At 41.3% G+C, this 13100-nt stretch carries 12 protein-coding genes, 1 pseudogene and 1 riboswitch; of the genes and pseudogenes, 6 read left to right on the top strand and 7 right to left on the bottom strand.

The genetic code is table 11. The features are described from left to right. Both WB217_RS12130 and WB217_RS12125 read left to right on the top strand, forming a co-directional pair. Nucleotides 1-150, top strand: a pseudogene (locus tag WB217_RS12130) (GntP family permease); the annotation flags it as partial. A 117-nt stretch (nt 151-267) separates the two neighbouring features. Then, complete coding sequence (locus WB217_RS12125) at nt 268-1458, top strand: acetyl-CoA C-acetyltransferase (protein WP_423993478.1); 1191 nt, start codon at nt 268-270, stop codon at nt 1456-1458. Nucleotides 1459-1506: 48 nt separating this feature from the next. Here the strand turns inward: WB217_RS12125 and WB217_RS12120 are convergent, their stop codons facing one another. Beyond that, nucleotides 1507-1731 (bottom strand): hypothetical protein, encoded by a 225-nt coding sequence (locus WB217_RS12120; RefSeq protein WP_423993477.1) that lies wholly within the window; start codon nt 1729-1731, stop codon nt 1507-1509. Nucleotides 1732-2058: 327 nt separating this feature from the next. Further along, a riboswitch (cyclic di-GMP riboswitch) is annotated at nt 2059-2143 on the bottom strand. A 240-nt stretch (nt 2144-2383) separates the two neighbouring features. On the opposite strand from WB217_RS12120, the gene WB217_RS12115 reads away from it, so the two are divergent. Then, the gene (locus WB217_RS12115; RefSeq protein WP_423993476.1) at nt 2384-2728 is read left to right on the top strand and encodes a hypothetical protein; all 345 of its coding nucleotides are present in this window, start codon (nt 2384-2386) and stop codon (nt 2726-2728) included. A gap of 39 nt (nt 2729-2767) precedes the next feature. Here WB217_RS12115 and nadE read toward each other — a convergent pair whose 3' ends face one another. Continuing rightward, entirely contained in the window at nt 2768-3589 is an 822-nt protein-coding gene (gene nadE, locus WB217_RS12110; protein WP_423993475.1) for an ammonia-dependent NAD(+) synthetase, read from the bottom strand. Nucleotides 3590-3888: 299 nt separating this feature from the next. On the opposite strand from nadE, the gene WB217_RS12105 reads away from it, so the two are divergent. Continuing rightward, on the top strand, nt 3889-4947 hold the full coding sequence (locus WB217_RS12105) for a lactonase family protein (protein WP_423993474.1): 1059 nt from the start codon (nt 3889-3891) through the stop codon (nt 4945-4947). 51 nt (nt 4948-4998) lie between these two features. Here the strand turns inward: WB217_RS12105 and WB217_RS12100 are convergent, their stop codons facing one another. The 4 genes from WB217_RS12100 to WB217_RS12085 all read right to left on the bottom strand — a co-directional run bounded on the left by WB217_RS12100 (nt 4999) and on the right by WB217_RS12085 (nt 9765). Continuing rightward, entirely contained in the window at nt 4999-5988 is a 990-nt protein-coding gene (locus WB217_RS12100; RefSeq protein WP_423993473.1) for a Gfo/Idh/MocA family protein, read from the bottom strand. A gap of 107 nt (nt 5989-6095) precedes the next feature. Beyond that, entirely contained in the window at nt 6096-7502 is a 1407-nt protein-coding gene (locus tag WB217_RS12095; RefSeq protein ID WP_423993479.1) for a sensor histidine kinase, read from the bottom strand. Beyond that, nucleotides 7492-8190 (bottom strand): winged helix-turn-helix domain-containing protein, encoded by a 699-nt coding sequence (locus WB217_RS12090; protein ID WP_423993472.1) that lies wholly within the window; start codon nt 8188-8190, stop codon nt 7492-7494. The genes WB217_RS12095 and WB217_RS12090 overlap by 11 nt, the downstream gene beginning before the upstream one ends. 189 nt (nt 8191-8379) lie before the next feature. Continuing rightward, nucleotides 8380-9765 (bottom strand): MBL fold metallo-hydrolase, encoded by a 1386-nt coding sequence (locus WB217_RS12085; protein ID WP_423993471.1) that lies wholly within the window; start codon nt 9763-9765, stop codon nt 8380-8382. 409 nt (nt 9766-10174) lie between these two features. Here WB217_RS12085 and WB217_RS12080 point away from each other — a divergent pair, with 409 nt between their 5' ends. Both WB217_RS12080 and WB217_RS12075 read left to right on the top strand, forming a co-directional pair. Next, entirely contained in the window at nt 10175-10690 is a 516-nt protein-coding gene (locus tag WB217_RS12080; protein ID WP_423993470.1) for a DoxX family membrane protein, read from the top strand. 261 nt (nt 10691-10951) lie between these two features. Then, complete coding sequence (locus tag WB217_RS12075) at nt 10952-11467, top strand: DoxX family protein (RefSeq protein ID WP_423993469.1); 516 nt, start codon at nt 10952-10954, stop codon at nt 11465-11467. 168 nt (nt 11468-11635) lie between these two features. On the opposite strand, the gene WB217_RS12070 is transcribed toward WB217_RS12075, so the two are convergent. After that, complete coding sequence (locus WB217_RS12070) at nt 11636-12895, bottom strand: DUF445 domain-containing protein (RefSeq protein WP_423993468.1); 1260 nt, start codon at nt 12893-12895, stop codon at nt 11636-11638. Nucleotides 12896-13100 lie beyond the last annotated feature (205 nt).

Here is a 13100-nt window from a genome sequence, read left to right as displayed (position 1 = left end):
CTTCCGCACAACGGAGCTGTAATCACCTTGCTTGCAGTAACAGGTTTAACACATAAACAATCCTATAAAGATATTTTCATGATCACAGTAATCAAAACACTTGCAGTATTCTTCATTATTGCAATCTATAAACTTACTGGACTTGTATAATACCGTAACCTCCAGCTATGCTGGAAAGTGACATTTTTTACCTGAATTATTATGATTAAAGATAAAGGGGGATTTAGTCCCCCCTTTAGAATACGGATTTCGAAAGGGGCATGAAAAATGGAAAATACAATTGTAATCGCAAGTGCTGTCAGAACAGCGACAGGTGCCTTTGGCGGGGCATTCTCTGGTGTTTCTGCAGTAGATTTAGGAGCAACAGCAATCAAAGCGGCTTTAGAAAAAGCAAATGTCAGTGCTGATGCAGTTGATGAAGTAATCATGGGGAATGTACTGCAGGCTGGTCTAGGCCAAAACCCTGCACGCCAGGCTGCCATGAGAGCTGGACTTCCAGAAACCTGCCCGTCTATGACAATCAACAAGCTATGCGGATCCGGCTTAAAAGCGGTCCATCTTGCGTATCAGGCGATTGCTGCCGGAGATGCAGATATCGTCGTTGCCGGTGGCATGGAAAATATGAGTCAGGCTCCCTTCGTTCTTAAAGGTGCACGCGAAGGCTTCAAGATGGGAGACCAAAAGCTAGTTGATACATTGCTTGGCGATGGACTCGTATGTGCATTCAATGACTATCATATGGGCGTCACAGCTGAGAACCTTGCAGATAAATATGAAATCTCCCGTAATGAGCAGGATTCTTTTGCCGTGAAAAGCCAAAATAAAGCTGAAGCAGCAATCACTTCTGGCCGCTTCAAGGATGAGATCGTTCCTGTCGCAGTAAAACAGCGTAAAGGCGAGCCAATCATCGTCGACCAGGATGAGCATCCTAAATTCGGCAGCACACTTGAGAAGGCAGGCAAGTTAAAGCCTGCATTTAAAAAAGATGGTTCTGTAACAGCAGCCAATGCTTCTGGAATCAATGACGGTGCAGCTGCTGTCGTGGTAATGAGCGGTAAAAAGGCAAAAGAACTTGGTGTTACACCGCTTGTAACAATCAAGGCAAATGCGTCCGCTGGTGTTGACCCTTCCATCATGGGTATTGGTCCAGTCGATGCTGTTAAAAAAGCACTTAAAAAAGCAGAGATGGAATTGACTGACATTGACTTGGTTGAAGCAAATGAAGCTTTTGCAGCACAGGCACTTTCCGTAATGAAAGAGCTCGGCATGAGTGAAGACAATGTCAATGTAAACGGCGGAGCAATCGCACTTGGCCATCCAATTGGAGCGAGCGGTGCGAGAATCCTCGTCACTTTGATTCATGAATTGAAAAAGAGAGAACAAAAATACGGATTGGCTACTCTCTGCATCGGCGGAGGCATGGGTGTCGCTACCATCATCGAAAATGTAGTACAGTAATAGATAAAAGCCTGTGGTCGTGACCACAGGCTTTTTGTTTACTAGTTTTTATACAACATAATTTCCTGTTAATTTGCTGCAGGCATTTGATAGATTCTGCAGGCATTCCATCCGAAGCTTCTCATCACAGATGAAATCGTTAAGTAGTTCTTCCTCCAGTTTTACCTGGATTTGACTGATTTCTTCCTGCAGCCGTTCTCTCTTTTCCACCTCTGCTAAATGAAACTCGATTTCACGTTCAAAATACTCTATAGTCCCAAACAAAACAGTCAATAATTCCTCCACCTTTCTTTTAATCTTTTATCCTGCTGACAAAAAACCGATGCTGAAATGGAACAAATCTGCCAAAAGGAGTATCTTTTATTTGCCCTGTCAAGTTACTTAAGTATTATTTAACCTCTATAACGCCTTGCAAACGTTATTTCAGCACTTTTCACATTTTAATAGGTTTCGTCATGAGTTGTTTAAACCAAATATCAGGAAAAAACATGCCAATATGTGAAAACAGGTACAAATAGAGAAATCCTCCAAAAATTGGGCGGTTTTTCGACAAAATCAAAACAAAACCTTTGGCCCATCTTTTAAATCATCCGATCCTTTTTTGGCAACCCGACGATCATAGCGAAAACACCTTAGACTCGTGGCTTTGCGTCCCTACCTTTCGATAAGTTTGCCTTTTTCTGTCCTATTTAAAATATAAAACTTACGTACCATCAATTCAACAAAATTCGCCATTTTCTAACAAAAATGAATCTTTGTTCCTATATCATTATGATTATTCTTTTTCTATTAAATAGGAACTCTCAAAAAAGAAAGCAATCCTTTTGTTTCCACAATGTAATAAAGCCGCAACACCTATGTAAAACAAGGTTGATAGAATAGAAGGAAGAAGCTTGAAGATAGGCGAAATGGCAGGAGGATCCTTATGGAACAGCATGTTAAGATGTCGCTAGATGAATGGAAAGCGGAAATTGAAGAAGTCTTGAATGAAATTGATGCGGAATACGAAGAGATAAAAAACGAGTTAAAAGTTTATACATATAAATACAACATCACAAAGCAGGTTGTCCAATCGACCGTTAATCCTGATCTGAACAGAAAGATTCGCGAATTGTACCACCAGCCATTTGAACAAAAATTCAATGACCTGAAGGAATACATCAAGGAACTTGAAGAAAAAAAGCGAGTTTTTCAAATGTTTACCGATAAAATTGACAAGGTCACTGAAAAGGAAGATCCCAGAAGTTTTGCAATGACAGAACTAGAATAATAGCAGTAAAAAAACCTGGCCAATCGGCCAGGTTTTTCTTTATTTTTTCCACCAGGAGTCGAACATAGACGCCGGTACCTGTCTCTTATGTTCTGAAACCATATATCTGGACTCAATTTTCGCAGCATCACCTTCTGCAATCTGCTTTCCTTCCAGATAGTCGTCAATTGCTTCATAGCTCACTCCAAGTTCTGTCTCGTCAGCTTGAAGGGGCTTGTTGTCCAGAAGGTCAGCCGTCGGTTCTTTCAAGTATAACCTGGCTTCAGCATTCAAAGCCTTGAGGAGCTCCCTTCCCTGTCTCTTGTTCAGCCCAGTTAGCGGCAGCAAATCGGCACCGCCATCGCCATACTTTGTGAAAAATCCTGTTACTGCTTCAGCTGCATGATCTGTGCCGATGACAAGCAAACCTTCCTGCCCGGCAATCGCATACTGTGTAATCATCCTCATACGCGCCTTAACGTTCCCTTTATTAAAATCTGTAAGAGAATCGCCAATCGCTTCTTCAAATTGTGTGTTGAATGTATCAACAGCAGGCTGAATATTGAAGGTGATCATCTTATCAGGTTTAATGAAATCTAGTGCACGCTGCGCATCCTCTTCATCTTTTTGAACCTTATACGGAAGGCGGACAGCAACGAATTTTGCGTCGACACCTTCAGAACGCAGCTCTTCAGCTGCTAATTGAGCCAGCCTTCCTGCAAGCGTCGAATCCTGGCCTCCACTGATCCCAAGTACAAATCCTTTTGCTTTCGAAGCTTGTAAATATTCCTTCAGGAAGCCAACCCTCTTCTGGATTTCCTCCTGCGGATTGATTTCCGGACGGACATTCAGTGCTTCAATAATCTGTTTCTGCAAACTCATAATAAACCTCCTTAATCACTGAAAAAGTTATTATTAAAGAGCATATCCCTTATACAGTTTAATGTCTATATTTAGACATCCATATTCTACTGTGCCTATCTTTAACTATACCGTTATAATGAAAAATTAAACGTCAGGACGTGAAGATTGTTTGTTTTTCAAAAATTCCGGTTTTTCCAGCTCTCTCTTATCACCCGAGTTTGTTCAGAACATTTTGTTCGTGACTGGATTTTTGCTAGACTATAGATGAACTTAAAATTAAATCAAAATCAAGCTAAATGATATTGGAGGCTTTGCGAATGACAACTCACCACGAAAAATTCACAGGATATATTGGTACCTATACAAAAGGAGAAAGCAAAGGGATCTATTCTTTTACCCTTGATGCAGCAAATGGAAAAATTACCGATGTGAAAGCTGCTGCCTCTCTTGAGAATCCAACCTATTTAAACATAAGTGACGATAATCAATATCTTTATGCTGTTGCAAAGGAAGGAAACTCAGGAGGTGTCGCGGGATACAGAATTCAGGACTCCGGCGAGCTTTCCTTGATTAACAAACAAATCTCAGAAGGAGCTTCACCATGCCATGTCAGCGTGAATAAGGATAACAGCCTCCTCTTGTCAGCCAACTATCATAAAGGTTCTGCCGATTCATACAGTTTAAGTCCTAAAAATGGAAAAATCCAAGCAGTATTATCAAGCATCTTTCACGAAGGTTCAGGTCCTGATGAAAGACAGGAAAAAGCGCACACGCATTATAGCGGCTTTACCCCTGATGAAAAATATGCAGCTGTCATTGATTTAGGAATCGATCAATTGATTACCTATTCTTTGGACAATGCCAAATTGGTTGAGAAAAACATTTTAAATATCGCACCTGGCAGTGGTCCAAGACATCTTACGTTCCATCCTAACGGTGAATATGCCTATTTAATGACTGAATTCAGCTCTGAGGTTCTAGTACTGAAATATCATTCAGAAGATGGGAGCTTCCAACAGCTTCAGGCTGTATCAACACTTCCTGATGATTTTAAAGAAAATAACCAGGGAAGCGCCATTCACATTTCTTCTGATGGAAAGTTTGTCTATGCTGCCAACCGCGGTCATGACAGTATTGCTGTGTTCGAAGTGAAACCAGGAAGCTTCGAGCTATCATTTGTGGAGCATACCTCGACCGAGGGCAATTGGCCGAGGGATTTCGTTTTAGACCCAAGTGAAAAGTACTTGATTGCCTCAAACCAGAATTCGAGCAATGTCGTACTTTATTCACGAGATAAGGAAACAGGGAGACTTACGCTGCTTGACTCGGAGGTAAAAGTTCCAGACCCTGTGTGCGTTAAGTTTTTGAATTACTAAGTTTTTAATAAAAACGGGCAGGCGCTTATATATGCACCTGCCTGTTTTTTATCAATCTTCCTGGTCACTTGGGAATCTCACTCCCATTTGCCTTCTAGCTTCATCAAGGATATTCATCGTGATTCTGGAATGTTCCAGTGAATTATTTACTGATTCTGGTTGACCATGTTGAATCAAAGAGATAAATTCCTCAGCTTCATAAAACATATTATCTGTGATTTGCTCCCTTGATAGATCCTCTATTCTTCCGTCTCGATAGATGAGTTCTACTTTTTCAGGTGAACTGATTTTATCAATTCTAATATTTCCATCCTCACCATGGATTTCCGATGGAAGCGAGGAATTTGTGATTTTGGAAAACATGATCACCGCGTCCATCTCGTCATAATTCAACAAGAGGCTGCCTTCCCCATCTACACCTGAATCCAATACATATCCATTCGCCTGAATGCCCTTAGGTTCTCCGAATAAAGCGACAAGCGGATAGATGCAGTAAATGCCTATATCCATCAACGAACCAGCAGAGAAAGCGGGATTGAAGGCATTTAACAGCTTTCCCTCTTTATAGGAATCGTAACGGGAGGAGTACTGACAATAGCTTGCAAAATACCTTCTCACAGTACCTACTTTATGCAGATTTTCCTGGACTGCCTTGAAGTTCGGCATCAAGGTTGATTTCAAGGCTTCCATCAATACTACATTATGATCTCTGGCTGTCTGGATCATTTCGTCTAATTCCCTGCCATTGGACGCAATCGCCTTTTCACACAGAACATGCTTGCCGTTTCTCATGAATGTGATGGCCTGGTTTGCATGCAATGAATTGGGACTTGCAAGATAAACAGCATCAATTACATCGCTTTTCGCCATTTCTTCTAAATCTGTAAAGGTGTGCTCAACCCCAAACTTATCCGCAAACTCAGCAGCTTTCTGCTCTGTGCGAGAATAAACCGCTGTTAGCTGGAATGCCTCATGATTGCTTGCACCTTTTAAAAATGCTTCTGTAATCAAATTCGTACCTACTACTCCGAAACGTACCACATCGTTCACCCTTTCAAAATAACAAAAAGCGCAAGCGCCTTGTAATCTGGACTTTTATGTAAAAAAGCAAAATCTGAAGGTTTTGCCTGCAGCTTTTATTTTTCATTTTATCGAAATGGCAGCTCAATCACAAACTTTGTCCCTTTTTCATGCTCGCTTTCTACATGGATGTTGCCATCATGCATCTGGACTAGTTGCTTGACAATTGACAGTCCAAGACCAAATTCGCCAAAAGGATTACTCGTTCTGGAAATATCGGCTTTGTAAAATCGGTGCCAGATCTTTTCGATTTCCTCCGGCTGAATTCCAATGCCGGTATCCTCAATTTCAATGAGCGTTCTATGACCAGCCATCCATCCCTTGAGCTTAATTGTGCCGTTCTCGGTAAACTGGATGCTATTTTTCGTAATATTGATCAAAATCTGGACGAGCCGGTCATAATCAGCATGTACCATAACTGAATCTTCCGCTTCAATTAAAATACGATTACTGCGTTCTTGAGCCTGCATATCGAGCTGATCTTTAATGATTTCAAATACCTCAAGAAGCTCGATATCTTCTTTCATGAGCTGGACCTGGTTTGAACGGATTTTATCATAATCCAAGTTTTCATTTACAAGCCTGATCAGGCGCTTCGTCTCCTTGCTTACAAGACTGATACCCCTCTCCTTTTCAGCCTCAGGTATCATATTATTCTTCAAGCCTTCAATTACGCCGCTGATCGTAGTCAGAGGCGTACGCAATTCATGGGATACATCAGCCATAAATTGTCGGCGGCGATTTTCGAGATTTTCAATCTCAGCTTTTGATTCATCCAGCTTGCTTACCATACTGTTAAAATCCTCTGCCAGTTCGCCGATTTCATCAAAATCGGAGGATGGTACCTTCACAGTGTAATCACCTGCCGAGACAAGAGATGTTGCTTCCTGCAGCCTTTTGATTCTGTTGACATGGATCCGCGACAGCAGCCAGCTTTGGAGAAAGGCTACTGCAAGAGCAAGCAGCACAGTATAAAAAAGGTATTTATTGATTTCAGCAATCATTTCCCGTGCTCCGCTGATTGGAGATGTGAGTAAAATGCCGCCGATAAATTTCCCGTTGTCAATAAAAGGAAGTGCTACAAGGGTTACCGCCTGATCATAGCGCTTGAGGTCATACTTCATGACAATTGGTTCCCCTTCGTTAAGCTTTCTCCATTCCTTTTCGGTAAACTCAATGGCAGGCCCTCTCCATCTGATGGGATTGAGCAGCTGCACGTTTTGGTCAAAAACACTAAATTGTATATCCCTGGAAAATAGGACGCGGGCGTACTGATTGATAATCTGCTCGGGACGTTCATTTCCCCGCCCTAAATCACGCCAGATATTATCTCCGTACTCGATCAGTTCTTCTGTTTTATTCTTATATACCAGCGTTTCAACATAATGAGTGAAAAGCAAACTAAGGATGAGAAAAGCGACGATGATAATGCTGATATGGCTGATGAATTGCTGGTAAATATATTTAACCTTCATACCCATCGACCGATTCATCAAATTTATAGCCTACTCCCCACACTGTATGAAATAATGGCTGTGCTTCGGTGCCTAGTTTCTTTCTCAGCCGCTTGATATGGACATCAACCGTTCGTTCATCACCGTAAAATTGGTAACCCCACACACGCTCAAGCAGCTGCTCCCTTGTGAAAACCTGGCGAGGATGCTGCACAAAAAATAAAAGAATGTCAAATTCCTTCGGTGTCAAGTTAGCGACAGGTTGTCCATTCAGCATGACTTCACGGGTTACTTTATTAATTTTAAGGTGATTGGTGCCAATTAAGCCCTTTTCATCAGGCTGTTGTTTCTGATACCGGCGGGCCACAGCCTTAATCCTAGCCATCAGCGCCAATGGACTGAACGGTTTGGTCACATAATCATCCGCACCCATTTCAAGTCCAAGAACCTGATCACTCTCACTGTCCTTCGCAGTCAGCATGATAATCGGTACCTCACTGCCTTCCTGCCGGATTTTTCTGCAAAGTGTAACACCATCCATGCCAGGAAGCATCCAGTCGACGATCAATAAATCCCAGCTTCCATTTTTAAACGTTTCATAACCTCTAAGACCGTCATGAACAAACTCACCTGAAATTCCTTCTTTCAAAAAAAACATATCAATCATTTCGCATACACTTTCATTATCCTCAATCACAAGAATCTTCATATTTATCTCCTCATATCGCGCTATCTGTTTTTATTAACATAAAACGGAATAGCGAGAGAATCAACAGATTTGGCTATTGTTCCAAATTAATTAATCATTTGGTCATCGTTTTTTCATATTTCAAATTAAAACAAGTCTTTGATAAAAATAAGTTAAGCCAGCTCGAATTTATAGCTGGCTTAACTTATATTAATCTTTCTTCACCGGAAGGCCTTCTTTTTCCCAAGCGGAGAAGCCGCCTTCCAAATTCAGTACATCCTTGAAGCCATTTTTCAAAAGCAGGCTTGTTCCGATTGCGGAGCGGGCACCTGACTGGCAGTGAGCGATGATTTTCTTGTCCTTTGGAATCTCGTCAAGATTGTCTGTCAACGTTCCAAGCATCAAATGGTGTCCGCCAGGAATATGGCCGCTGTCCCATTCGCTCTGGTTACGGACGTCAATGACAAAATAATCTTCATCCTCCATCAATTCTTTTGCATTGCTGGCAGGGATGTTTTTATATTCTTCAAGATCCCTGCTGAGTTCTGTTGGAACAACATACCCAGTTACCTGGTCGAGCCCTATTGACTGCAGCGATTTTTTGATATCAGCTAATTGATCCTGTTCGGCAATTAAAACAATATCTTGATCATAGTTTAACAGCCAGCCTGACCAGTTCGTGAATGATTTGTTGTACGGAATATTGATTGTGTCCTCTGCATGGCCAGCAGCGAATTCTTTTGCAGGGCGTGTATCGACGACCACCGCATTTGCTGCGTCAGATAGAGATACTTTAGGCGTTTCTTCTTTGCGCAGCAACTCAGGTCCAGTCTTATTCAGCTTTTTCATCTGTGCAAAATACTTTGGTGGTTCAGGCTGCCCTGCCAGCAGCTCCTCTATAAACTTTTCTTCTTCTTTGATTTGGAATGCCCAGTTAAATTTCTTCTCATAGCCGAGTGTCGACATCGGAACCGCTCCAAGCGATTTTCCGCATGCACTTCCTGCGCCATGTGCCGGCCAAACCTGAAGGAAGTCGGAAAGCTTCTCTACCTTGCGCAGCGACTCAAACATCTGGCGTGCGCCGGATTCAGATGTACCTGCCACACCCGCCGCTTTTTCAAGCAAATCTGGACGTCCAACATCACCTACGAAAAGGAAATCTCCTGTGAAGATTCCCATTGGTTCATTGGCACCGCCACCTTTGTCAGTTAGCAGGAAGGAGATACTTTCCGGCGTGTGGCCCGGTGTATGGATTACATCAAAATGGATATTTCCTATTTTAAATGTCGACCCTTCAGTCAGCAATTCATGTTCATATTGATCGACATATTGGTACTTCCAGTCCTTATCCCCTTCATCTGAAACATAAAGCTTTGCTCCATGGTGGTGAGCAAGCTCTCTTGCGCCAGAAAGATAGTCTGCATGGATATGGGTCTCAGTCGCAGCGGAGATGTTGAACCCTTCTTTTTTGGCAACATCAAAGTATGGCTGAATGTTCCTCGCCGGGTCGATTACAATAGCCTCTCCAGTGCGCTGGCACCCGATCAAATATGACATATGCGCAAGCTGTTCATCAAAAAAAGATTTGAAATACATTTGGATTTCCTCCTCTTTATCATTAAAAGCTAATATATACTAGTTTGATTCGTGATCATCCTATCCATCTATATACCCCGCCCCATATATTTTAAAAGTCTATTTTTAGGCTTTGATGGATATTCCCAATTTATACCTCTAAGTGTATCCTACTCTGTAAATAATAATCTTACAAATATTTAGATTTTATAACCTTGCTCCATTTCAGCGGGTGGTAAACAATCATATATTTTTGTTCTCGGTCACCAAACAAAGAAGATTTGTGTCCTTTTTACTTTTTGTTCAAAATTCCGTCAATTTGTTGTTTCGTTTCTGTGAACTATTTCACAAACACCTCATTTTAATTCCATATTCTGATATATTGTAAGTGTAATCAATACTTACTTATTTTTGAAAGGAAGCGATTTATATGTTCGCGAAATGGTTAAGAGAAAACAATGTTGCTGCTGGCCTGTTGACTGTCATACGTGTTTGGCTCGGATATAACTGGATGCACGCTGGATGGGGAAAATTAACTGGGGAAGGCTTCGATGCTTCTGGGTTTTTAAAAAATGCTGTTGCCAATCCAGTTAAAGGCCCGGATGGAAACATGGTTTACAGCTGGTATGTATCCTTCCTTGATAGCTTCGCCATTCCAAATATCGATCTTTTTAATTTCATCGTTCCGCTTGGTGAATTCCTGATCGGTCTTGGACTTATTCTTGGATGCTTAACAACTGCGGCAATGTTCTTCGGACTAGTCATGAATTTCTCTTTCTTCCTTGCCGGAACAGTATCTCATAACCCAACTGACATCTTCTTTGGCTTTATCATCCTGTTTGCTGGATTCAACGCTGGTAAATACGGTTTAGACCGCTGGGTTGTTCCATTCATCCGCAAAACTGTCCTTAAGAAAACAAATGGAGCAGTTAATAACGCTGTGTAAGAAATTAGATGAACCAAACCAAATATACTATGCAAGAGCCTGTCTTCAGGCTCTTTTTTTTGTTGCAGCATCACAAGTTGATTATTCTTGCTTCAAGCTCGCTCCATTCATCTTTACTAGCCTTCTAGCTTACGTTCATAAATCAGTCAAATTGTTGTTGCTGATTTGTGAACATAGTTCCGTACCTCTCATCTTTTTTTGGAAACTCAATATATTGTAGTGTAATCAATCATTACTTATCCTCGAAGGGAAGCGATTTATATGTTCGCAAAATGGTTAAGAGAAAGCAATGTCGCGGCAGGTCTTTTTACAGTGTTGCGTTTATGGCTCGGTTATAATTGGATGCATGCTGGTTGGGGTAAATTGACTGGGGAAGGCTTCGATGCCACAGGATATTTAAAGAATGCCGTAGCTAATCCGGTTAAGGGTCCAGATGGAAACATGGTGTATGGATGGTATGTGTCTTTCCTTGAAAACTTCGCACTTCCAAACATTGACCTCTTCAATTTCATCGTTCCTGTTGGTGAATTCTTAATCGGTCTCGGTCTCATCCTTGGATGCCTTACAACTGCTGCGATGTTCTTTGGTTTAGTTATGAACTTTTCTTTCTTCCTTGCCGGTACAGTCTCACATAACCCAACTGATATCTTCTTCGGCTTCTTAATCCTGTTCGCTGGCTACAATGCTGGAAGATACGGTTTAGACCACTGGGTAATACCATTTATTCGCAAAACAATTTTCAGACAAAGTACTGAGAAACCCGATAAAATTTCCTAAAGTTCCTTAAGGAAAAAATGCATAACCCATTAAACTAAAAAATCCCTGTACCGCGGCTCGTATTGACTTAGCGCGGTGCAGGGATTTTCTCTGCTATGGTGTTTATTTTACTTCATGAACTTTTTTTCTGATGACAAACGAGATGAATATCGAGGGTATACAGATTTTTTACATAATAAGAAGTTTAAAGATCGTCAGCCCTATTCCAATCAGGAAGCCGCAAACTGCACCGTTGACCCTGATCCACTGCAGGTCTTTACCGATATTGTTTTCCATCATATCGATCAATGTTTCTGTATCGAGTTTGTCGAGATTTTCCCTGACTAGCTTGCCGATCTTTGAATGGTTCCTTTCAATCAGACCAGCAATTTTTGTATGAAGCCATTTCTCAATGCCTGCTACTTTTTGTGGATCATTCTTAATCTCATCTATGAATTTGTTCACAACGGGAATCACGTGGTCATCAACAAAGCTCTCTTTTTCAATAAACGAGATGGCGCGTTCCTTGAACTTTAAGAGCGCCTCTTTGATTTGATTTGAAATCTCCAACTCTTCCACCATTTTATTTTTCCAGCTTTGGATTTCTGACATCAGTGCTTCTCGTTCATCAATGCTTACGAGCTCTTTGCGAACCTTCTCAAGTATCATGTGCCTGTATCGATTGTCACTCTGTTTAAGGTTGTTCATTCTTTTTAAAATGAAAGACTGCAGCATATTGCCGATTTTCTCTTCGGTGATCATATTGCTGAAGGATTGAATGGCGAATTTTAACAATCCGTCTGCCTGGGTAGTCTCAATTGCCTGTTTGCCAAGCTTGCCGAGGACCATTTTTGCTTCCTCTTTGGATGCCCACTTTTCAGTTTCATCCAGGACATAATTAAATGCGGCTTCATCATATTGCTTAGTTAACACATGATTTGAAGCTTTTTGTAAAAGCACTGAGACATCTGCTGTAAACAGGAAGTCTTTGATCTCCTTTTCAATGGAAGGAGCGAATTTTTCCACATCAACTTTGTTTGCAATCTCAAGACTGAAGGATTGAATGTTTTTTTTCACGGACTCTGAATGCAGTTCTTTTTCAACTGTCTCAAAAATTTTATCCAGAATATGAATCTGCTTGAATTTATCCATGATGCTCTCTTTAGTGAGCCAATCATTCTCAAGCATATTGATTAATGCCTGAGTCACCTTATCTCGATTTTTAGGCAGGAGTGCTGTATGCGGAATCGGGATGCCCATTGGGTGCCTGAAAAGCGCAGTAACCGCGAACCAGTCAGCAAGTCCGCCTACAAGGCCTGCTTCAAAACCGCCCATTAATAGTTTTCCAATTATTGATTCCTGAAACGGAATGCTGGCGAGGAAACCTACTCCCATAATTGCCAGCGATATAGCTGCCAAGTGTCTTGATCTCTTATCTTGTCTATTCATAATTCTCCCTCTGTAACCATTTATGTTTTTTTCAGGTAGCATAACAAAAAGAAATCTCTGTTAATATATTAACCAATTTATAGGGGAGAGCGCTATAAAAATGAACAAGTCCCATGAAACTCTGAATTCTCATCAGGTTTCATGGGACTTGTTCATGGTTAAAAATATTTCACATTAAGAATACGAACCAGCCTATTCCATCCAC

It is taken from the genome of Mesobacillus sp. (assembly GCF_049588175.1).
Lineage (GTDB): Bacteria > Bacillota > Bacilli > Bacillales > Cytobacillaceae > Mesobacillus.
This window is presented reverse-complemented; position numbering and strand designations above follow the sequence as displayed.